Consider the following 22,080-nt stretch of genomic DNA (forward strand, 5'->3'; position numbering starts at 1 on the left):
GAGATTATGAATTTGAGCCATCCTTCATCTTGGTACGAATCGTCTGCTGCGCTCCCAGCATGGAACATACCGCTCTTGTTGCTTGATCGAGAGTAAGGGCAATCCATGCTCCGTATAATCCCAGGCCAAGTTCATAAACCAGAAAGAAGGTAAGGATCGGCCGCACCACCGCGATACTGATGAGAGAATAGAGGGCCACAAAACTGGTATGCCCCAAGCCACGGAGCAGCCCCGCATGGACCATAGCCCATGCCTCCGGAATGTTGACAGCAGCCACAAAGATCATGATCTCACAGCCCAGAGCCAGGTCATTGCCCTCCAAGTGGTAGAACCGAAGCAAGGGCGACCGGAGCAGCAAATAGATCAGCGTGGCCGCACCCCCAGTCCACAGCGCCGCCCGGCGGGACACCGCCCCGATCCGTTTCAGATTGCACGTCCGTCCAGAGCCCAACGCCTGGCCTGCCTGAACCAAGCTGGCCTTCCCAAGCCCCTGGGAGAAGCTATAGTAAATGTCGCACAGGCTCCCGCAGATGTTGTGGACGCTTAGCGCCACTGTGCCCAGATCCGCCACCAGGCGGGAGAATGTGAACATCCCGAACCGTTCCGCCGCCTGCTCCAGGAACGTGCCCGCGGCAAGGGGAGCCAGGGAGCGGAGGTATTCCCGTCCCGGCAGCCAGTCCCCTCTGCCCCGCAGAGTGGCCGGATGCCGCCGCCGTAAGAAAAGCGCCAGCGTATAGGCCAGCGTAGCGCCAGCACCGATAGCGGTTCCAAGTCCGGCGCCAAAAACTCCCAATTTGGGGAATGGACCAAGGCCGTAGATCAGCAGCGCATTGAAGACGACATTGACTCCGTTGCCCAGCACATTGGACACAAGCACGCTTTTGGTATCGCCAAGCCCCGCCAAGATGCCGTGAAGGACAATAGCCGGCCCGGAGAATGCCAGACTCACCAGGGCGGGAAAGGCATACCGCAACGCCAAGCTGATATAGTCATCCTGTGCACCGGCCAGTTGTAGAAGCGGGCCGGCTCCAATCCAGGTCCCGACCAGGAGCAGTATCGAGAGACCGCACCCCAGCATGAGCGAAGCGCGGGAACAGGCGGTCAGGGACTCATCCGGATCCTCGCCGCGCCGGCGGGCAACATAGGCGCTCAGTGCAACAGAGTAGGAGCGGGTTACGCAGAGGATCACCATACGGGGTTGGGAAAAAATACTGACCGCCGCCACCGCTGTGTTTCCCAGAGAGGAAACCATCAGCAGGTCGGCGGCGGTGAGCAGCATCAGCAACAGTCCCTCTGCCGCGGCGGGCCAGGCCAGCCGCCAGAATTCCTTACGGATGGCCATATGCGATCAGCGGATCTCCCGCCCGGACGCCCAGGGCGATTGTGTAGTAAAGGACAATGCCGTCAAACTCGGCCCGAACCTCTTGTAAGCGGTGGCCGGACAGCGTCTCCAGATGTCCGAGCAGTTCTCCCCTTCGGACCTGTTGGTCTAAACCTACTGCCGGGTACCAAAATCCCTCCGACTCAGCTTCCGCATAGAAGGTTTCTGTGATTTCCAGCTGATCCCGCGGCGGGTTCCCTCCGGGCATAATCTCCAGATGTCGCAGCAGGGAGCGGACATCCTCACAGCAGGCGTCCACCTCCTGTTCAGACCACAGCCCCTGACCGCCCCGCTCAATCAGCAGGGCGGGAACGCCCCTCTGCACCGCCCAGCTGTAAAGTCCGTTCTTCGCAGTGGAACGTACCCGGTAGGGTACAGTCAGGACCTTGGCGGCGGCCAGGGAGACTTGGTTGACCATTTCCTCCCCCGCTGTGGGGAAGAACACCAATGGATGAAGCGCCTCGTTGCAGTCTCCGCTGTGGAGATCAGCCAGCAAATCGGCTTCCGGGTACAAAGCCGTTTCCAGAGCAAAGGCCAATCGAGCGGAAAGGCTGCCCGCAGAATCGCCGGGAAAGGCTCGGTTCAAATTGACGCCGTCCTCTGGCACCACCTGTTTGGCTCCGGCATAGAAGGCGCTGGGATTTGCCAGCGGCAGGAGGATGACGTTCCCCGACAGTCTCGCCGGGTCCAGTTCTCCAGCCAGGCGGCGCAGTGCCTGGGGCCCCACATATTCGCACCCATGGACCCCGCCTGTGACAACCAGTGTTCTGCCCCGTGCGGCGCCGCACAGGCAGATTGCATTCAGAGGCGGAGCATCCGGTACCGGGAGCGGTACGTTTTTCCGCTCACCCGGCAAAAGTGTTGTCCCACAAAAAATCATACGGCCACCTCCGAAGTCTCGGTGTCAAATACCACAATGGACTCCAGCAGCCGCCGGGCGTACTCATCCTTGGTCTCGCTGATGCGGCTGACGGGCAGATATTCAGTTACACGGCCCTGATAAAGGAACAGCACATCGTCACAGAGATAAGTGATAGAGGTCAGGTCGTGGGTGATAAATACATAGGTCAGTCCCAGTTTTTCCTTCAGGTCCTGCAGCAGATCCATCACCTGGACCTGGGTATGCGCATCCAAGGAGGAGATCGCCTCATCAAAGAGGATGACCTCTGGCTTACAGGCCACCGCCCTGGCGATGCACACCCGCTGAAGCTGGCCACCGGAGAGTTCGTGGGGAAATCTGTCCGCAAAATCAGCAGGAAGTCCCACCAGCTCCAGAAGGGCGGCTGTTTCTTTGTTTCGCTCCAGCCGTCCCCTCTCCCGGCGTTCCCGAACGGTCAGGCCCTCGCCAATGATGTCTTTGACACGGAAGCGGGGATTAGCAGAGGTTGTGTAGTCTTGAAACACCACACTGAGCTTGTTTTGCAGGTTCCTCCGGCCCGCCCGGGAGGCGTAGACCGACACACCGTCCAGAATCGCCTCCCCGCTGTCTGGCTTCAGGAGCCCACACAGCACCCGGCCCATAGTGGATTTTCCGCTGCCGGACTCTCCCAAAATACCGAGGCAAGTCCCTCTTTTTACGTTCAGGGACACATCAAAGAGCACCTGCTGACGGGTATGTCCGAACACCTTGTCCTGACGCTCACTTCGGAAACTGACGCAGATATTTTTCAGTTCAAGCATAGGCGCACTCCTTTCCTCCCAGTACCTGGCTGTACCGGCGCATCACATCCGTCCGCTTCTCCACCAGCAGCTTGGTATAGGAATCGGTCGCGTGATGGAGAATATGATGGAAATCCCCTTGATCCACCACAAGCCCCTGATTGAGGACTACGATCCGGTCTGCCACCCGGGAAATAGCGTTCAAGTCATGAGAGATAAAGACCATTGCCGTCTGGTGTTCCTGCTTGATCCGCAGCAATTCGTCCAGAATCTCAAATTGAGTGATGGCGTCAATGGCTGTGGTGGGTTCGTCCGCGATCAGGAGGGACGGCTCCATAGCGGTTGCGATACCAATCATGATCCGTTGAAGCATTCCGCCGGAGAGCTGATGCGGGTACTTCTCCAACACCTCTTCCGGATTACGAATCCGCATTTTCCCCAGCATCTCCAGAGATCGCTGGAGGATATCCTCCTTGCTCCAGTTATTGTGGGCCGCAAAGGTTTCGGCAATCTGGGCTCCGATCCGGTAGAGGGGGTCAAAACAGGTCATCGGGTTTTGGAGAATGATGCCTACCTGGCCGCCCCTCAGACGGCGCAGCTCTTCATCACTTTTCCCCAGCAGTTCTTCTCCCTGGAATTTGGCGCTTCCAAGCACGTGGAATCCATGATCCAAAAGGCCCATCGCCGCTTTCATAGACATGGATTTTCCACTTCCGGACTCCCCAAGGATTCCAAGACACTCTCCAGGATATACCGAGAAGGAAACTCCCTTCACCAACTCCACCCCCTGATGCCGACGTGCGCAGAGCAGGACATGGAGATCTTGTAATTCCAGAACCGGGGTCATTTCTCCACCTCCTTGGGGTCCAGCACGTCCCGCAGGGCGTCACCCATCAGATTAAAGCAGCACACCAGAACCACGATAGCAATACCAGGCGCGATCATCTGGGTGGGATTACTGGTGAGTACATCCTTCGCCTCGTTGAGCATGGCTCCCCATTCCGGGGTGGGGGCCTGCACGCCGAGTCCCAGGAAGGACAGGGTAGAGATATTGATAATGGCCCAGCCCACATCCAGAGAAGCCAGCACCGCAAGATCAGAGGTGATGGATGGCAAAAGGTGGCGGAACAGGATGAACCGCTCCGGCATCCCCACGCACCGGGAGAACTGGACAAAGTTCCGGTCCCGGTACTGCATAACGCCGGTTCGGATCATACGGGCATACCAGGCCCATTTGATGAACACATTGGCAATGATGACATTTTGGACATTGATCCCCAGAAGGCCCACCACGGCGAACACCATGATCTGACTGGGGAAGGAGAGCATCACGTCCACCACCCGCATGATGATTTCTTCCACCACGCCCCGGAAGTAGCCGGCCATAACGCCCAGCAGCGCGCCCAGCGCGATGGTCCCCAGCATGGTCAGAAGGGCAAGTCCCAGTGTTGGACGGATACCATAAATCAGGCGGGAGAGCACACACCGCCCCAGGTGATCAGTCCCCAGCGGATATTCCAGGCTGTACGGCGCGAATTTGTCGAGGATGTCCGTAACATAGGGATCGTGCGGCGCCAGGAGCGGGGCAAGAATGCCGATCAGCGCGATCAGGAGGACAAAAGCCACCGTTACCACAGCGGCACGGTTGTGCAGAAAGCGTTTTCCCATAGCTCAGCTCTCCTTTCTCAGCCTGGGATCGGATACAGTCTGAAGGATGTCGAACACTAGATTAAATACCACGAACAATACACCGATGAACAGCACATAAGTCTGGATGACCGGCAAATCACGATTAAAGATAGAACTGATGCACAGCGTTCCCAGCCCCGGCCAGGAAAACACGTTTTCCACCACGATGGTGCCGGCAATCATCTGAGGGATGCTCATGCCCATGGCGACAATGCAGGTGTGCATGGAATTTTTCAGGATATGCTTGACCAGGATAGACCGCTGAGGCAATCCCCGGACATTGGCATAGAGTACATAATCCTGCTTCATATTCTCCAGCATATTGTTGCGGATGAGCCGGATATAGGTAGAGATGTAGCTGAGCGCCACGGTAAAGGCGGGCAGTATCATATGTTGCCAAGTACCGTTTCCGTTGGTCGGTAGAAGCCCCATTTTGACACTGATCCCCCACATCAGGAGTAACCCGACCCAATAGGCAGGCATGGCGGTGGAGATGAAGACCAAACCCCGCATAATCTTATCGAACCAGCCGTCCTTATACACAGCGCAGAGGAAGCCGATAGGGATGCTCAGCACCAGCACGATCACAAACGAGGCCGCCGCCAACTGCAGTGTGGCTGGCAGGCAGCGGGCCAGTTCTCCGGCTACTGTGCGGGCGGGATTGACATAACTGATACCGAAATCTCCCTGAAGACAGCCCAGGACCCAGTCAAAATACCGCACCAGAAACGGTTTGTTCAGGCCCAGCGCCTCCTCCATCTCCGCAATCGCCTCCTCTGTGATAATGGGCGTCTGCTGAATTCGGAGGACGACCTCCGCCGGATTTGAGGGGATCATATTGATGAATACAAAACAGACAAAGGAAATCGCCAGCAGCAGGGGGATTGCCATCAGCAGCCGGCGGATCACATAGCGCTTCATAGATGCCCCTTTCTTTTTTACATATTTGCAAAATTGTGATTTTCTTCTGTGGAAGCCTCGCAAACGTGTTTCTTGTGTGCTTCACGCCTGGGGAAAGCGTGAGCAAATCCCGCGAGCGAAAGCAATTCAGCATAAGGGCCGCTTCAAAAGAAGCGGCCCCGATGCCATCGACGATTACTCGAAGTACATGCTTGCGAAATCCACATCATACTGGTCGGTGCCGAAGTGGACCCCCTTCAGTTCCGAGGTATAAAGGGCCTTGTTGGTTTCATAGGTCAAGGGGATGTAGACGGCGTCCTCATGGAGCCGGGTCAGAACAAAGTCATATAGTTCCTGACGCTCTGTCTCATCGGTGGAGGTGAGGATATCCGTGATGGCCTGATCGATCTCCGCCTTGTCCTCCAGTCCCTGCTGTGCAGCGTAGTCGCCATACACCGGGGCCCGCATAGCAGCCAGAGAGGACTGGGGATCATAAGGCATACCCCAGCAGATGTTGAACACCATATCGAAATTACCGGCTTTCATGTTATCACGATAAGACTGTTCTTCCTCGCCGTGGATGTTCAGGGAGATGCCCAATTTCAGATACTCGCTCTGAAGATACTCGGAAATGGTCTTCTCAGTAACGCTGTCGCTGTTGTAGAGGAGGTCCAGTTCCAGTTTCTGTCCATTCTTGGCGCGGACCCCGTCGCTTCCCATAACCCAGCCGGCCTCGTCCAGAAGGCGGGCCGCCTCATCGGTGTCGTAAGCATAAGGCTCCAAATCCACGTCACAGTAGGGGACGGTTGGGGAATAAAGGGTATCCGCTGCCGGCTCCAGGCCGTAGAAAATGCCCTCGGAGATGGCCTGCCGGTTTGTGGCGTGCTGGAGCGCCTTTCGCACCGCCACGTCTCCCAAAATATCGTGGGTGGTGTTCAGCACAATATGCCGGGTGGAGGTGGGGTCAGACAGGCTTACGGTGAACCGGTCACTGTCCACATACTGGCTGATGGCATCAGCGTCCAGCATGTTCTTGCCGAAAATCAGGTCGATCTCCTCATTCTCCAGGGCCATAATGCGTGTCTGGTTGTCGGGGATGACCTTGACAGTGATCTTCTGAATTGCGGGCGCCTCACCCCAATAATTCTCATTGCGCTCAAAAACAGCATACTCATCGGTAACAAAGTCTGTGAGCACATAAGGACCTGTCCCGATATAGCCGTTGACGCCGTTCATCGTGCTGCCGTCGATCATGCAGTTAGGGGAAATCATTGCGAACGGGCGGATGCAAGCCAGCTCGGTGAGCATGGGGTAGTACGGCTCGCTCATCTCAATGACAAAAGTATCGCTGTCCGGCGCCGAAACGCTCACCAGCAGGTTCATCATCTCCAGCCAGGTGTGCCGCTCCCGGTTTTCCAGAATCGCGTTGAAGTTGGCCAGAATGGCGTTGGCGTCGCAGGGTGTTCCGTCGGAGAAGGTTACGCCGTCCCGGATATTGAAGGTATAGATCCGGCCATCATCGCTGATGGTCCAGTCCTCTGCCAGACAACCCACATAACCATCTTCCGTATTGCTCACCAGTGTATCGTAAAGGATACTCTGGGCGTACATCTCACCGGCGTACAGGTGGGGGTTCAGGTCCCGGATATCCCGATAGTTGACAAATATCAGCTCGTCCCGCGTAGCGGTTTCACTCTCTGCGTCGGACGGGCTTCCGCTTGGATCTGCTTCGCCCCCTTGCCCGCAGCCGGCGAGCGCCGTCAGCAACAGAGCGCTGCTCAACAGCACAGAAAAAATTCTTCTTTTCATAAATGCCTCCAGTCTTAAATATTGTAGTCTTGTACTACGGTCTGTAATTTTACAGCAGTTAGTCAAGACTTACCAGAGGCCAGTTTTTCATGGAATTCCATAACTATTTGTTATGCCCTTACAGCATTTCCCTGAACCGCTCTATCAGCCAGGAGGCCTGCGGCGAGAGCGGGCGCTCTGGGTCCAGCACATAGCCGATTTGGAGAAACGGCTCGCATCCGTTGATGGACAACGGTTTGATATCATATTGTTCATAGGGGCGGTGCATAAAATTCAGGCCTAGACTGCAAACATCCGTGTGGAGCAGAAAATTGATGATCGAGTGGTCACTGTCGCTGTATATCACGTGCTTCATAACGCTTTGGTCAATGACTCCCATGCTCACCGTTTCAAGATGATGTTCCATGGAAAAGAAATCCCGTACTCCCCGCATGAATTTCAGATTTGGCAGTTCTGAAAAGTCCACACTCTCCGCATGATACAGTGGGTGCTGAGGTCCTACATAGACGCAGATGCTCTTTTCACTCTGAGGAACAAATTCCAATTTCTTGTGGAAAAGAATGTGTTGGAATGTAGGAGTCTGCTTTTGCGCCACATATACGATCCCGACTTCGGAGATCCCCTGGTGGACATGGTTGGTGATCTCCTCCACGGTGCCCTCATGGTGCTCAATATGGATTCGAGGTCCCCAGGTTTTGTAGAAGTCTACCAACAGGCGTGACACCATGTTGCTAGGATATGTGGACAGCCGCAGACCGTCCTGCTCATCCGGCACGGCTAAAGAGGAGATCGTAGCCGTTGCCCTCAGAATCAGCTTCGCATACTCCAGTACGGTCTTCCCATAAACCGTAGGCTGTACGCCCTTCCCGCTCCGGACCAGAAGGGGCCGTCCCAGTTCATGCTCCAATGTACGGATGGTTTTGCTGACGTTTGGCTGCGTGGTATACATGCAAGCCGCAGCTTGTGAAATGCTTCCGCGTTCGCAGGCGGTCACAAAGCTCTCCAGTTGTTTCATTTCCATTGCGCGTTCCTCCATGCCATCAGTTTGCGTATGCTAACCACAATATACTATATCAGGCGCTTACGGACAAGTAATATATTCTCATTCAGGATGATATAAACTTGAAAATAGCCGAAATATCAGGTACAGTTTATTTTGGTGAATTATAGGCTGGGTTCCTCCTGAATGGCTGATTGTCAATATGTCCAAGCAGCAGACCTGGCAGGTGGTAAGCGGCCAGAGGCCGCCGGCATCATGCCGGCGGCCTCTGGCCTTTCTGCAACCTTCCAGAACGACGCCTAAAAAACCGGTTATTCCAGCCGCCAGCCCTCGGCCTGCTCCCGGACCTGAACAAACCGGCGGTAGAGGCCGTCCTGAGCCATCAGCGCATCGTGAGTCCCCTGCTGAACGATCCGTCCCTGGTCCACCACCACGATCTGATCCGCGTCCCGGACGGTGGAGAGCCGGTGGGCGATGGAAATGAGCGTTTTGCCCGCCGTCAGCTCCCGGATGGCGGCCAAAAGCAGATGCTCGTTCTCCGGGTCCACACTGGAAGTCGCCTCATCCAGAATCACGATGGGGGCGTCCTTCAGAATGGCGCGGGCAATGGAGACCCGCTGCTTCTCGCCGCCGGAGAGGGTGGAGCCGCCCTCTCCCACCATCGTATGATAGCCGTCGGGCAGCGCCATGATGAAGTCGTGGCATTGGGCGCGCCTGGCCGCCTCCACCACCTGCTCGTGAGTGGCGTTGGGATTGCCGAATTTGATGTTGTTCTCAATGGAGTCGTGGAAGAGATACACATTTTGGAAGACCATGGAGAGGTTTTTCAGCAGGCTGTCGGCGGTGCAGTCCTTCACATCCGTGCCGCCCACGCAGACACTTCCCTCCTGCACATCCCAAAAACGGGCGATCAGGCTGCATAAGGTGGTCTTTCCAGAGCCGGACGGTCCCACCACGGCGCAGGTAGTCCCCTGGGGGATTTTGAGAGAAACATGGTCGATGACCTTCCGGCCTCCTCCATAGGAGAAGGATACATCCTTCAGCTCGATGTCGAAGCGGCCGGGAGCGAGGGCCTTGTCCGTCCGGTCCAGGGAGGGGATGTTGGTCACCGCCTCCAGCCGGTCCAGCTCGGTGGCGATCTTCTTGTCCAGGAAGGAGCCGTCCCCCATGACCTCCATCTCGGAGTAGAGGATAAAGGACGCCACCAGGAACAAAAAGCAGTAGGTCAGGGAGATGGCCCCCTGCAGGTAGAGGAAGGTGGACAGGAACATGAGGGCGCAGCCGGTGAGCTTGAACACCAGAATATAGAGCCGCAGGGCGGGCAGGGCTGCCTTCTCCTGATCCAGCGCCGCCTTCTGCCGCCGGTGGAAGGACTGGTACACCGCGCCGTCCTGCCCCACCGTCTGGGAGAAGGAGCGCAGCACCGCGATGCCCCGGATGTACTCCAGCGACTGGGTGACCAGCTCCTCCTGCGCCTCCTGCACCTTTGGGGTGTGCTCCGCCGCGGCTTTCTGCACCATTCCCAGCACATAGAGGCCCACCAGCAGGCCCGCCAGGGACAGCAGGGAGAACCAGGGGCTGAAAAACATCATCATTACAATGATGATGACCGACATGGACACGCCGCCGGTGATGTCCGTGATAAACAGCATGGAATACTGCTCCAGCTCCACCACCGTGGAGGTAAGGGTGGTCTGGATGGTGCCCAGGCGCTGGTCGGAGAAGTAACCCATAGGGGCGCTTTTCATCTTCTCGCCGATAGCCAGCCGGTAGTCCCGGAAGATGTCGAAGCCCTTGGCGCTCATGGAGATGTCCTCCAGCCACTGGAACAGGAAGCGGCCGAACACGCTGGCGATCAGGATGCCGAGGCCCTGTCCGATCACCTCGGCGGTGAGGCTGTCCAGATGGGAGATCACCACATAGACCGCCATGAGCATCATGGCCATGGAAAAGGTTTTCAGGATGTTGCAGACAATGCCCGCATAGATGTATTTTTTCTGGTCTCCGGCAATATCCAGAATCCGTTTGATGGTATGGAACATTCAGTTGGCCTCCTTTCCGGCAAAAGCTGCCGTGCTTTGATACTGCTCCCACATGGTCCGGTACAGGGGGCAGGTGTTAAGCAGCTCCTCCTGCCGGCCGCAGGCGGCAAGCCGCCCCTGGTCGATCACCAGAATTTGATCCGCGTTCTGGATGGTGTTCAGCCGGTGGGCCACCACGATCAGGGTCTTGCCCCGCACCAGGCGGGAGATGGCCTGTTGGATCTGCGCCTCGCTCTCGGGGTCAGCGAAGGCGGTTGCCTCGTCCAGGATGATGACGGACGCCTTTTTGAGCATGGCCCGGGCGATGGTAATGCGCTGGCGCTCTCCGCCGGAGAGCCGGTCCCCGGCGTCTCCGGCCAGGGTATCGTACCCCTGCTCCAGATTCATGATAAAGTCATGGCAGTTGGCGGCCCTGGCCGCAGCTTCCACCTCCGCGTCGGTGGCACTGGGATCACCCATGCGGATATTCTCCCGGATGGACCTGTCAAAGAGGAAGTTGTCCTGGGCCACATAGCTGATCTCCCCCATGAGCTGGTCAAAGGGAATATTTTGGATGTCCTGCCCGCCGAAGGAGACCGTCCCGCCTGTGGCGTCCCAGAAGCCGGCCATCAGCTTGGCAATGGTGGATTTTCCGGAGCCGGAGGGCCCCACAATGGCGGTGATCTGCCCGGTGCGGGCGGTAAAGTTCACATCGTGGAGGACCTCCTTCTTCCCATCATAGGAGAAGCACACCCGGTCAAAACGGAAGGAACGCTCTCCCAGCTTCACCGGCTTTTCAGGCCGGCGCTGCTCCGGCGTGGCGAGAAAGTCCTGAATGGGGTCCAGGTTGGGAGCCATGTAGGAAAGCTGCCCCAGGGCAAAGCCGAATTTGATGAGCCCGGCCATAAAGCCGAAGGGGATGATGATGCAGGCCAGGAACAGGGGCAGCTCCAGCGTGCCCTGCATATAGAGCCACGCTCCCACGGGCAGCGTGCCCAGTAAAGTGGAGGGGAGCACCGCCTTGAAGCCCGCCATCCAGAACCAGCTCTGCCGCCACCAGGCCAGGGTGCTGTCGTGGAAAAAGTTTACCGACCGGGAGAACTCCCCGAAGCTCTTGCTCCCCTGCCCGAACGCCTTGATGACCTGGATGCCGCCCACATACTCCACCAGGGCGGCATTCATCTCGTTGCCCGAGCGCAGGTAGACGGCCATCTTCTCCTTGTACCCCCGCATCATGCACACGGCGAACACCAGGCTCAGGGGGACGGTAATGAAGGCGGCCAGCCCCATCCGCCAGTCCAGAACGAACACCAGGATGATGCTGAAAACCGGCCCGGCCAGGTTGGAGGGCAGCTCCGGCACCATGTGGGCGATGATGTCCTCCAGCCGCCCCACATTGTCCACCATCAAAGTCTTGAAGGTGCCGGAGGGGGTCTCCAGCATGACGCCCATGGGGACCTTCGCCATTTTATCCGCCAGAGCGCACCGGATGTTCTTCAGGATGGTGAAGGAAACTGTATGGCTGCGCATGGAGGACAGGCCGGTAAGCCACGCCCGCAGGCACATGCACACCGCCGCCGTCACCGCCATGACCGCCGCCCGTTCCACCGTGGCAGTGCCCTCATACAGCTCCTTCGCCAGCAGGGTCACCACAAAATAGGGGGCCATGCCGAACATCTCTCCGATAAAGGCCAGGATCACCGAGCCAGTCATTTTTCCCCTGGCCTCTCCAGAGAAGGAAAAGAGGACTTTCAGGGGATTTTCCCGTTTTGTTTTCATTCTGCACTTCCTTTCCGCCGTATTCCGATACGGCTCATGCTTTTCTGATATGGATTCGGGCCTGACCGCGTTTCCAAAGCGGGCTCCCAAGCCATGCGCCGATGGCGGCTCCCACGATGATGGCCGCCAGCATCAGGACCAGCATCCCCGGCGTGGCAAGCCCCTCCACCGCCGCGGCATAGGCTGGGGACATCTCTTCCGCGGCGCTGGCTGCCGTCCGGGCCGGGTCGATCCAAATGTAGAGTGGACTCCCGCTGGAGCTGAAGGCCAGCGGGAGAAAGCTCCAGCGGGCGGCCCGCAGGCTCTCATACCCGCCCAGCCGCCGCACCAGCTCCGCCAGCACCGCTCCGGCCGCCAGCGTCACCGCCATCCAGCCGGACAGCTCACCCGCCGCCAGGAACAGCAGAAGCACCACTAAGTTCATGAGTACCGGTACCCCAAACCGGGGCGTTCGGGCCGCCAGATACAGATACAGCCACCCCGATGCGGCGGCGGTGATGGCCGGGAGAAAGACCCAGAACAAGGGGGAAAATGACCCACACATCATCACCAGCACCGTGATCAGGAAATAGAGCAGGGACCCGCCGAGCACGGCAGCAAGGCTCCTGGCCGTCCATACACGCTTCATTTACATACGCACCTCCTGTTGTGGATTTTAGTTAGTTTTCGCTAACTCAAATGTAGAAAAAAGGGGCTGTTCAAAGCCCCAGGATGGCCCGCCAGCCGGGAATGAAGAACTGGTGCATCGTATCCAGGTAGTGCAGGGCCTCCTCCTTGGTGAAGTCATGGACTACCACTTCAAAGAGGGCGTTGGTATAGGCGGTCATAAGCAGATGGAGTTCTTTGGGGTCCACTTCTTTTACCGGGACGCCATGCTTCTTCGCTTCCTCCATGTAGGCCAGCGTCTCCTGCTGCTCCATAACCACAATATCGTGGAGAAACCAGGCGTACTTGGTCCCGGCAGAACAGCAAAGCAGCAGCTTGAACTCGTTGAAATGGGAATAGATCTGTTCCACCACCAGGCCCAAATCATTGCCTGAATCCCACATGGCATCCAGGTCGCCCTGCTCCAGAAAGTCATAGTCCACCTGCCGCGTCCGCTCACACCACTTCTGAAGTTCAGAGAGTACCGGCTCCACCAGGGCGGCGAACATGGCCTCCTTGTCTACAAAGTGGCGGTACAGTCCGGCGGCGGTGATGCCCGCCTCCTCCGCGATCTCCCGCATGGTGGCCTTTTCAAAGCCTTTTTCCAGAAAGATCTTCATGGCGGCCGGTATGATCCGTTCGTGGGTTTCCGTCTTGTCCTTCGGCATACTTGCCTCCTTTCTTTGTTATCGTTGTTCGCTAACGATGTTTACAATATAGCACGCAGTGTTCAGCCTGTCAAGCGTCTTGTTCTCATCGCCATACACAGACAGATAGACCCGATGAAAAAAACCGCAGGCACCCATTTAGGGCAACTGCGGTTTTTAAGAAGAAATACTATTACAGCAATCCATCATCAATCAGAAGGACCTGTTTCCACATCAAATTTCCCCCTCGTCCTCTATTGACCTTGCATTTGAAGGTCTCCTCTGATACAGGTTGGCCAATTTCTGAAAACTGTCCTCGCTGATCACATGCTCTATTCGGCAAGCTTCCTGTTCCGCTATTTCTGGCTCCACGCCAGCCTCCATCAGCAGATGGGTGAAGAAGCAGTGCTTTTCATAGGTCTGCTCTGCTACCTCTCGGCCTATATCGGTCAAGCGGAGAAAGAGGTCCTCATCCATAGTGAGAAAACCGCCCTTTTTCAAGGTAACTACCGCATGGCATACGCTGGGTTTGGAGACTCCCATATGCCGGGCCACATCCACAGAGCGCACCATACCTTTTTCTTTTTGGAGCACCAATACAGCCTCCAAATAGTCCTCTCCAGACGCTGTGGCAGATCTTTTTTTCTCCATGTAGTCCTCCTTGAAAATGCTATGCAAGCGTAACGACATCATCGCAGCAACGGTGCATCAGTTCCCTGTCATGGGTAATCACAAGAATTGTTTTTCCGGCTTCCGCTTCTGTACGGAACACATCTGCGACAATCCCCATATTGCCGCCATCAAGCCCGCTGGTTGGCTCATCGAAGATAAGAATACCACGATCCGACAAAATGCCGCAGGCGATGGAGAGCCGCTGTTTCTGCCCGCCGGAAAGAGCGGCTGGGTGTGTGTCCTTGTACGCATACAAGCCCAGCTTTTTCAGCAATGTTCTGGCCCGCTCCAGCCGTTCCGGAGCGTAGTCTGAATAAAGCAGCAGTTCTTCCGTGACGCTGTTTGTAAAAAATTGCGTGCCCGTATCGTTGGAGTTGTACCATACGGCTCTGCGGCGCTTTCCTGCCGCAAGGCGTTTCCCCTCGATTTGGATTTCTCCAGAGCTCTGTTTCCAAAGTCCCGTCAGCACCATGGCCAAGCTGGTCTTCCCTGCGCCATTTTTCCCATTCAAAGCAGTGATTTGTCCGCTGTACAGTGAAAAATTCAGCTCTGAAAAAATCCAGTTTTTCTTCCGCCTGCAGGACAGGCGGAGCGCCGAGAGCATAGGATTCTGCTCCGGTTTTACAGGTACAGGCGGTGTCCACTTTCCTTCGGTGATCTCCCGCAACCCATAGGTTTGGCGTTCTTCCCAGGTAAGCGCCTGCATCTGCGCCGCAGTCTTTTCCCACTGGATCGCACCATCGGAAATGTAGATATATCGGTCGGTAATCCCCTGAAGCCAAGCCAGACGATGTTCAGCAATCACGAGCGTATTGCCCTCCGTCTTCAACTTCCTCAGGATTTCCGCAAGCTGTGTAGTCCCCTCATTGTCTAAATTCGCCGTGGGCTCGTCGCAGACATAAACGCGAGGCCGCAAGGCGTAAACAGACGCAATCGCCGTCCGCTGCTTCTCCCCGCTGGACAGAACGTCCAGTGGCCGCTCCCGCAGCCGTTCCAGTCCAAGCGCAACAATGGCTTCATCGGTGCGCCGCCGTATTTCTTCCGTGGACATACCGCAGTTCTCGCAGGCAAAGGCAACCTCTCCCGCCAGTTCTGAGGAGAAAAACTGGCTTTTCGGGTCCTGAAACACGCTTCCTATTTCCTGCCCTATGCGCCAGCTTGGCATTGTGGTGAGCTCTGTTTCATCAAGCCGGAGGCTTCCGGTCAGCTTCCCCGGATAATAGGCGGGAGCAAGGCCGTTGATCAGTCTGGTCAGCGTTGTCTTTCCTCCACCGGAGGGACCGGTCAATACAACACATTCCCCGTCGCGGATGGTGAGGTCTATATTCCTTACCCCCTCCTCGCAGCCCGCATATTGAAAGGTCACATTCCCCAGACTTATCATATGCGAACACCCCCTACAGCGAGAAACACGGTGGTTGCGGCCGTCCAAACGCCAGACCAAATATAGTCGGGCGCTCCGAGTCTTTTCCCATAATAACTGCCCCGCTTGCCCGGATACTCCGCGCCCCTGGCCACGGCAGAAACCGCCAACTGGTCGGCAATCTGCAGGCATCGCAAAAGTAGGGGGACAAGCACATACTCACAGGATACCGCCGGATGGCGTACAAGCTGCGCCGGAGCCGTCAGCCCACGGTTGCGCATGGAGCGCCCCACGCTTTTTACTTCACTCCTCATGGTAGGAAAAAAACGGAATACGACTAAGAGTCCAAGGATCACAGGCGTGGGCATATGAATGCGGGAGAAAAACGCCGCGAGCTCACCGGGGGGCGTGGTAATGAGATCCCAGGCCGCAAGGAAAACCGGAGACAGGTTCCAGAGCATCAGCACATAGAATTCCGAGAAGATCGCCATATGGAATCCGTGGAAACGAATTAGATACAAGAGAACTGCCAACAGGAGATAAAACACCCCAAAAGAACGCAGAAGCCGCCAATTTCGCTGAAACCCCAGGTATGTAAAACCGAGCAGGGTCAAGGTACAGGTCAGTACAGCGTTGGAGGTCAGAGATACTCCAACAGTCACACAGAGTAGCGCCCATAATTTCGTCAGGACGGCAAGGTGGCTGCGCCGCATCAGAGTACGCCCGCCTTTTTGAAGTGCTTCTGAATCAATTTGCCGCCAATCATACTGCCGAGGAAGCCGCAGATAACCGTGAAGAGAATGATCGCCGCAAGCCATCCCGCTGAGGTGTAATAGCGGACAAAGGAATCAATGTAACTTTGCTCCATGCCGCTGGAGAGGGCGAAGGCTTCATAAGTGTCCCAGAAGAACCAGATGGGCAGAAGATTGACTCCATTGTACAGAAGGCTTGAGATCGTCCATGCAGCCGTCATTTTCCCCTTCGACTCCCAGCCGTTTTTCCAAAGGATCGCCTCGCAGATGAGGCCGACGACGATGTAATAGGGCAGCAGATACCAGTTGCCCATGATTAGGAATACGCAGCCTAGGATCGTCATGTAGATCAAGGAAACAAAACGCTTATGGATCCGGCTGACCATCAGGAAATAAACCGGTGCGCAGAGCAGCATTGTGAAGCCCACCGACAGTACCATGCTGACGAAATCATTTACCATGCAGACCATGTTGACGACCATCTGGATGACAATGAGCAGTACGGTCAGCAGCACCGTTGTGATTACATCCTTGACCGTCCATTTATTTGCCTGTTTCATTTTGAAGGCCCTCCTTTTTCTCGTTATAAAAGCAGAAATTGCATACCTTATCTCCTCCGCCGATGGTCTGGTCCCTGCCCCATCGAACACCGGGGATGTTCCCATACATTACATCATCACTTTCGCAGAAAATGGGTGCCAGCTCCGGCACACTGTATCGGCGAAACACATCGACATACAGGCAGGAGCGGCAGTCCCATTCGATTGCATACGCATCATTCCGTTTCCACTCAAATACCCATCCTTTCGGGCCAAAGCTGTGTTTCGTGGAAATAGAGCACATGATACGGAAAATTGAGAAAAAGAAAGGCAGTCTTCCCATCCCCTGAAAAATATTTGCCATGGGTTTGGCAGTTTTCAATACCGCAGCACGAATTGCCATGAGGGAGGCAGATTGGGTATATCCATATTCTTGCAGACAGCGGTGGAATGCAACGGCCGGAAGAATGGAAGTCCTGAGATGCCCGGCCAGCATTGGATCAGACAGATCGTTTTCTCCTAACAGCCTCCCATACTCTATAGCAATCGCCCTCCTCAGTTCTGGAGAAGGAAGCATCGCATACGCTGAGGCCAGTTTGCTTTTCTTCAGCAACTTTTCTATACTTTTGTCATCCATACAGTTTCCTCCATCCGCCAGCCAAATGCCTAATCCGTATTTTTTGTATGCTCTGCTGGTCGCTTTGTCCCTGCATCAGAACTGTGATTGGGTTCGTATTTCGGCTGCGGGAGATAATATGGGTATTCATAACAACTCCTCTTCAGAGGTTAGTTATCGCTAACTTTTCTGTAAAAAGTTAAGGCTCATTTGAGCCTTAACAGGCCGCTCCAGCCACAGTTAAAAAAGACTGCCAGTTCATTGACATACCCTATTGCCTGTTCCCGGCTCATGTCGTGGACGACTGTTTCAAAAACAGCCGTAAAATAGGCACTGGTAATCATGTGATGCAGATCGTGATTGACTACGCCTTCTACCTTGCCGAGCTGCCGGAGCTGCTGATAATACTTTTCCGTCTGGGAAACTTCAAGTTCCACAAGTTCATGTACATAGTTGCTGTATCGAGTCCCTTCAGAACAGCATATCACCAGTTTGAATGCATCGAAATTGTCATAAATGTAATTGATAAAATAATTCAGATAATCGGTCGACAGTTCCTGGCTCTGCGCTGTTTTTTCCTCTGTAATCAGATCATAATGCGCCCGCTGGGCCGCCTTGAACTGTTCCATCAGCGTATCTGCGGCCTCGGACACCAACGCATCAAAGAGAGCCGCCTTGTCTGGATAGTAGCCGTAAAATGCACCTTGGGTAAAACCGGCCGCCTTGACAATTCCACGAAGAGAGGCATCTTTGAAGCCTTTCGCTAAAAATTCTTCTTTTCCTACTTCAAGGATTTTGCGTTGTGTTTCTGTGTACTTAGTCATATTGAAACCAACTCTTTTCAATATATCGCCGCTATATATCATTGATATATTATCATAAAGTATGTAGTTTGTCAATGCGGCTCTGTAGATGCTTTTGGCTATGGCGGCTCGTCTTACCAAGTAAAGCCATATGTCCTTCACTTAATAAAATTGCCCTGCCTTGGCAGGACAATTTTATTTCTACAGATATTTTTATTCTTATAGCCGCCAGATGCCAGCCCGGCTCTGTTCCGCCCAGAGATTCGCATAAATGCCGCCCCGGGCCAGAAGCTGTTCATGAGTTCCCGACTCGGCCACCCAGCCGTCCTCCAGCACAATGATGTTGTCCGCGCTCATAATGGACTGAAGCCGGTGGGCAATGACGATGACCGTCTTTTCCGCTACCAGAGCGGAGATCGCCTGCTGGATCAATACCTCATTCTCAGGGTCGAGGGATGCGGTTGCCTCGTCCAGCAGGACGATGGGCGCATCCTTCAAAAGCGCCCTTGCAATCGAAATGCGTTGCTTCTCACCGCCGGAGAGTGTAGAGCCGCCCTCTCCCACGATGGTTTGGTAGCCATCGGGCAAAGCCATGATGAAGTCGTGGCAGGCCGCCGCTTTCGCCGCTTCCATGATCTCCTCCATGGTGGCATCCGGCTTTCCCATACGGATGTTGGCCTCTATTGAATCGTGAAAGAGGTAGACATCCTGAAAGACCACGCTGATCCGTCCCAGTATCTCGTCCGTTCTCATATCCCGCACATCCACGCCGCCCAGCCGCACAGCGCCCCCGGTCACATCCCAGAATCGGGCGGCCAGCCGGGTGACAGTGGACTTGCCGGAGCCGGAGGGCCCCACCAGGGCAGTAACGCTCCGGGCCGGGAACTGGAGGGAAATGTCATGGAGCACTTCTTTTTCCCCGTAGGCAAATGAGACATGCTCGAAGGTAATATCCGTCCCCTGTGGGGTCTGGCTGACCTCCGGCTCCGGCAGAGGCCTCTCCTGGAACAGCGCCTGGATGCGCTCCCCGCTGCGGCGGGTGCGGGAGAAGTCCGCAATAAAGGTAAACAGGGTCAGCACCGGCTCGTAGATAGTGAGTGTCAGGATCAAAAACGCCAGATAATAGAAGGGCTCCAACTCCCCGCGGGTCAGCAGAAACGCCCCCGTCAGCATCACGAGGCCGATACCGCAACTGAGGACAAACCGACCCAGCATACTCACCGGAGCCGCCGCCCCTGTCTCCATGTGGATGGCTGCGCTGCGCTCCCGCTCAAAGGAACGCTTCAGGCTCTGGAACTGGGCGCCCGCCATATGGAAGGCCCGCAGGGTCTGGATGCCGCTGACATATTCCAGGATTCCGGACGCCACTTCCCGCTGGGCATTTTGCAGATCCGCGCTGATTCGTCCCATCCGGCGCAGGCTCAGGAACGCGAACGGGAGCGCCAGCGGGATGACCAGAAAGACGGCCAGCGTCATCCGCCAGTCAAACGCCGCCAACAGCACAGCGGCCAGAACGAAGCGGATCAGGATGACCGCCACCTGGGGGAGCATCTGCTGGGACAGGTCTCCCACCGTCTGATAGTCCCGCAGCAGGACAGTGGACAGGTCTCCTGCGTCACGGGCGGAGTAAAAGCCCATGGAGAGCTGCCGCAGGTGTTCGCCCAGGGTGATCTGAGAGTCCTTGATGATGCCGGCATAGCCGGTGCTGGCGTCGATGTAGGTTTTCAGCCGGATAAAGAAGTAGGCGATCAACTGGGCCAGGAAACCTCCCACCAAAAGCCAGAGGGCGGTTGTCGGAAGAGCCGTCCCCGGCTGGGCCAGGGGGGCCAGCAGATAGTAGACCGCCCCCAGCATCAGGCCGTAGGGAATGGACATCACAATACTGTCAAACAGACACCAGAGCATGAGCCGCAGATATTTATACGGCTGGCCCAGGGTCATCATCTGAAACCATTCTTTGATTTTCATGCCCGTACCACTCCTTTCCCGATACTCCAGCGGTCCCGCCGCTGATTGGCCTCCACCAGCTTTTGATAGGTCGCACAGGAATCCAACAGTTTTTCGTGGGTGCCGGCGCCCACCAGCCGCCCCCGCTCCATGACCAGGAGCTGATCCGCCCGCTCCACGGTTTTCAGCCGGTGTGCAATCATCAGTACGGTCTTGTTCCGCGCCAACTTTGCAAAGGCGGCCTGGATCTTGGCCTCGTTCTCAGCGTCGGCGTAGGCGGTTGCCTCGTCCAGAATGACAATGGGCGCGTCCTTCAGAAAGACCCGGGCGATGGCAAGGCGCTGCTTCTCTCCGCCGGAGAGGTAGGCGTTGTCCCGGCCCACCACAGTCTGATAGCCTTTGGGAAGCGCCTGGATCACCTCGTGGATGCCTGCGTTCTTTGCCGCCTGTTCTACCTCCGCCATGGTGGCTGCGGTGTTGCCCATACGGATATTGTTCTCAATGGTGTCGGTGAACAGCACGGAGTCCTGAAACACATAGGCCACCAGGTCGGCCAGCCGGTCCGGTGGGATGTCCCGGATGTCCACCCCTCCGATTCGGATGCTTCCCGCCTGGGGCTCATAAAAGCGCAGAAGAAGCTGGGCGAGAGTGGACTTCCCGCCGCCGGAGGGGCCGACCAACCCTGTCACCGTTCCTTGGGGGAGACGGAAAGAGACATGATCCACCACCGGGATGCCTTTGGTATAGGCAAACTCCACATTGGAAAATTCCACATCGAAGGCAGTTGGATTTCCGGTTCCCTCCTGATCCGGCTCCGGCTGACGGAGGATGTTGTCCATGCGGCGGACGCCCTCCAGGATGCGGCTGGAGAGGATCACCATCTGCATCATGTTTTCCAGCGGCTCCTTCAATCCGCCGCCCACCAGAAAGAACAGCAGAATGACGGGCAGGAAATCCAGATAGCTGTCTGCCGTGGGGATGAGCAGCAGGGCCGCCGGAAGCAGGAACAAAAGCTGCGCCCCGAAAAAGGCATAATAGGCGCCCATGGGCCTGGCGTTGGCCCGTGCCGTCCGCTCCACCACATCGGTGAAGTGATTCAGGTCGCCCTCGTACCGGCGGAAGGCGCTGAGGGTCCGGTTGAACACCTTCACCACACTCATGCCGTGGATGTACTCTACCACGGTGCCCTGCATCCGCTCCTGGGCATCGTGAAGTTCTGCTTGAAGGGCCGCCTTGTCCGGCTGTCTGAGACAGGAGGACAGCATCCAGAGGGAGATGCAGATGGGCAGCAGCGTCACCAGCGCCAGCCTCCAATCCATGAAAAACAGGTACAGCAGGGTGAACACCGGCGTGGCTATCGCCGCAGCGATTTCGCACAGATGGTGGGCCAGGAACGCTTCAATCTGGTCGGAGTCATCGGAGACAATCTTTTTGATGGCCCCCTGGGTGGTGCCGGTAAAGTAGCCGGAGGAGATACGGGAGAGCTTTTCCATCAGCTGGAGGCGCAGTTCATAAATGATCTCATAGGCCGCCGTATGGGAAATTGCTGAGGAAGCGTAAGCGCAGACGCCATAGACCAGCGCCGCGCCGAAGGTAATGGCACAGAGGGCAAGAATTTTCCCCTGGTCTGCCTCCGCCGGAGCCGTGTAATGGGCCAGCAGCTCCACCACCACGCCGTAGATGGTGAAAAACGGCACAATCCGCGCCGCGGAGGAGAGGACAGACAAAAGGCAGGCCAGCGTCAGCTTGTTTTTCCGCGCACCGGCCAGCTCAAACAGGCGGGCATGGCCCTGTTTTTCTTTTTTCGTTTTTTCTTTCATATGGGTCGCTCCTCGATTAGCAATAACTAACTTCCGCT

The 22,080-nt window shown here is 56.3% G+C and carries 20 protein-coding genes; all 20 read right to left on the bottom strand.

Translation table 11 applies throughout. The features are described 5' to 3' along the window. Positions 1-4: 4 nt before the first annotated feature. Complete coding sequence (locus tag KJS55_RS02475) at positions 5-1,342, bottom strand: MATE family efflux transporter (protein WP_055181061.1); 1,338 nt, start codon at positions 1,340-1,342, stop codon at positions 5-7. Next, entirely contained in the window at positions 1,329-2,261 is a 933-nt protein-coding gene (locus KJS55_RS02480) for a M14 family metallopeptidase (protein ID WP_055181059.1), read from the bottom strand. The genes KJS55_RS02475 and KJS55_RS02480 overlap by 14 nt, the downstream gene beginning before the upstream one ends. Continuing rightward, positions 2,258-3,061: an ABC transporter ATP-binding protein gene (locus KJS55_RS02485; RefSeq protein WP_055181057.1), complete on the bottom strand. Its 804-nt coding sequence runs from the start codon at positions 3,059-3,061 to the stop codon at positions 2,258-2,260. Before KJS55_RS02485 ends, KJS55_RS02480 begins: the two co-directional genes overlap by 4 nt. Further along, positions 3,054-3,887 carry an ABC transporter ATP-binding protein gene (locus tag KJS55_RS02490; protein ID WP_055181055.1) on the bottom strand — a complete coding sequence of 278 codons (834 nt, stop codon included), beginning with the start codon at positions 3,885-3,887 and terminating at the stop codon, positions 3,054-3,056. Before KJS55_RS02490 ends, KJS55_RS02485 begins: the two co-directional genes overlap by 8 nt. Then, positions 3,884-4,708 carry a nickel/cobalt ABC transporter permease gene (opp1C, locus tag KJS55_RS02495; RefSeq protein ID WP_055181053.1) on the bottom strand — a complete coding sequence of 275 codons (825 nt, stop codon included), beginning with the start codon at positions 4,706-4,708 and terminating at the stop codon, positions 3,884-3,886. The genes KJS55_RS02490 and opp1C overlap by 4 nt, the downstream gene beginning before the upstream one ends. 3 nt (positions 4,709-4,711) lie before the next feature. Beyond that, a complete protein-coding gene (gene opp1B, locus KJS55_RS02500) occupies positions 4,712-5,650 on the bottom strand; it encodes a nickel/cobalt ABC transporter permease (RefSeq protein WP_055181050.1) in 939 nt (312 codons plus the stop codon). Positions 5,651-5,824: 174 nt separating this feature from the next. Beyond that, positions 5,825-7,438, bottom strand: a complete 1,614-nt coding sequence (nikA, locus tag KJS55_RS02505) for a nickel ABC transporter substrate-binding protein (protein ID WP_055181048.1) — start codon at positions 7,436-7,438, stop codon at positions 5,825-5,827. A gap of 118 nt (positions 7,439-7,556) precedes the next feature. Next, positions 7,557-8,459, bottom strand: coding sequence for a LysR family transcriptional regulator (locus KJS55_RS02510; RefSeq protein ID WP_055181046.1), 903 nt, complete (start codon positions 8,457-8,459; stop codon positions 7,557-7,559). Positions 8,460-8,749: 290 nt separating this feature from the next. Beyond that, entirely contained in the window at positions 8,750-10,480 is a 1,731-nt protein-coding gene (locus KJS55_RS02515; RefSeq protein ID WP_055181044.1) for an ABC transporter ATP-binding protein, read from the bottom strand. Continuing rightward, positions 10,481-12,238: an ABC transporter ATP-binding protein gene (locus KJS55_RS02520; protein ID WP_055181042.1), complete on the bottom strand. Its 1,758-nt coding sequence runs from the start codon at positions 12,236-12,238 to the stop codon at positions 10,481-10,483. 34 nt (positions 12,239-12,272) lie between these two features. After that, complete coding sequence (locus KJS55_RS02525; RefSeq protein ID WP_055181040.1) at positions 12,273-12,866, bottom strand: MptD family putative ECF transporter S component; 594 nt, start codon at positions 12,864-12,866, stop codon at positions 12,273-12,275. Positions 12,867-12,936: 70 nt separating this feature from the next. Then, a complete protein-coding gene (locus KJS55_RS02530) occupies positions 12,937-13,551 on the bottom strand; it encodes a TetR/AcrR family transcriptional regulator (protein WP_006573116.1) in 615 nt (204 codons plus the stop codon). Between the two features lie 213 nt (positions 13,552-13,764). Continuing rightward, on the bottom strand, positions 13,765-14,181 hold the full coding sequence (locus KJS55_RS02535) for a metal-dependent transcriptional regulator (protein WP_055181038.1): 417 nt from the start codon (positions 14,179-14,181) through the stop codon (positions 13,765-13,767). 19 nt (positions 14,182-14,200) lie between these two features. After that, entirely contained in the window at positions 14,201-15,586 is a 1,386-nt protein-coding gene (locus tag KJS55_RS02540) for an ABC transporter ATP-binding protein (protein WP_055181036.1), read from the bottom strand. Continuing rightward, complete coding sequence (locus tag KJS55_RS02545) at positions 15,583-16,278, bottom strand: energy-coupling factor transporter transmembrane component T family protein (RefSeq protein ID WP_055181035.1); 696 nt, start codon at positions 16,276-16,278, stop codon at positions 15,583-15,585. The genes KJS55_RS02540 and KJS55_RS02545 overlap by 4 nt, the downstream gene beginning before the upstream one ends. After that, the gene (locus tag KJS55_RS02550; protein WP_050624316.1) at positions 16,278-16,877 is read right to left on the bottom strand and encodes an MptD family putative ECF transporter S component; all 600 of its coding nucleotides are present in this window, start codon (positions 16,875-16,877) and stop codon (positions 16,278-16,280) included. Before KJS55_RS02550 ends, KJS55_RS02545 begins: the two co-directional genes overlap by 1 nt. Continuing rightward, on the bottom strand, positions 16,861-17,493 hold the full coding sequence (locus tag KJS55_RS02555) for an L-2-amino-thiazoline-4-carboxylic acid hydrolase (RefSeq protein ID WP_050624315.1): 633 nt from the start codon (positions 17,491-17,493) through the stop codon (positions 16,861-16,863). Before KJS55_RS02555 ends, KJS55_RS02550 begins: the two co-directional genes overlap by 17 nt. 185 nt (positions 17,494-17,678) lie before the next feature. Next, positions 17,679-18,296, bottom strand: coding sequence for a TetR/AcrR family transcriptional regulator (locus KJS55_RS02560; protein WP_055181033.1), 618 nt, complete (start codon positions 18,294-18,296; stop codon positions 17,679-17,681). Between the two features lie 198 nt (positions 18,297-18,494). Continuing rightward, the gene (locus KJS55_RS02565) at positions 18,495-20,243 is read right to left on the bottom strand and encodes an ABC transporter ATP-binding protein (protein WP_180956902.1); all 1,749 of its coding nucleotides are present in this window, start codon (positions 20,241-20,243) and stop codon (positions 18,495-18,497) included. After that, positions 20,240-22,042, bottom strand: coding sequence for an ABC transporter ATP-binding protein (locus KJS55_RS02570; protein WP_055181031.1), 1,803 nt, complete (start codon positions 22,040-22,042; stop codon positions 20,240-20,242). The genes KJS55_RS02565 and KJS55_RS02570 overlap by 4 nt, the downstream gene beginning before the upstream one ends. Positions 22,043-22,080 lie beyond the last annotated feature (38 nt).

Source organism: Pusillibacter faecalis (assembly GCF_018408705.1).
Taxonomy (GTDB): domain Bacteria; phylum Bacillota; class Clostridia; order Oscillospirales; family Oscillospiraceae; genus Oscillibacter; species Oscillibacter faecalis.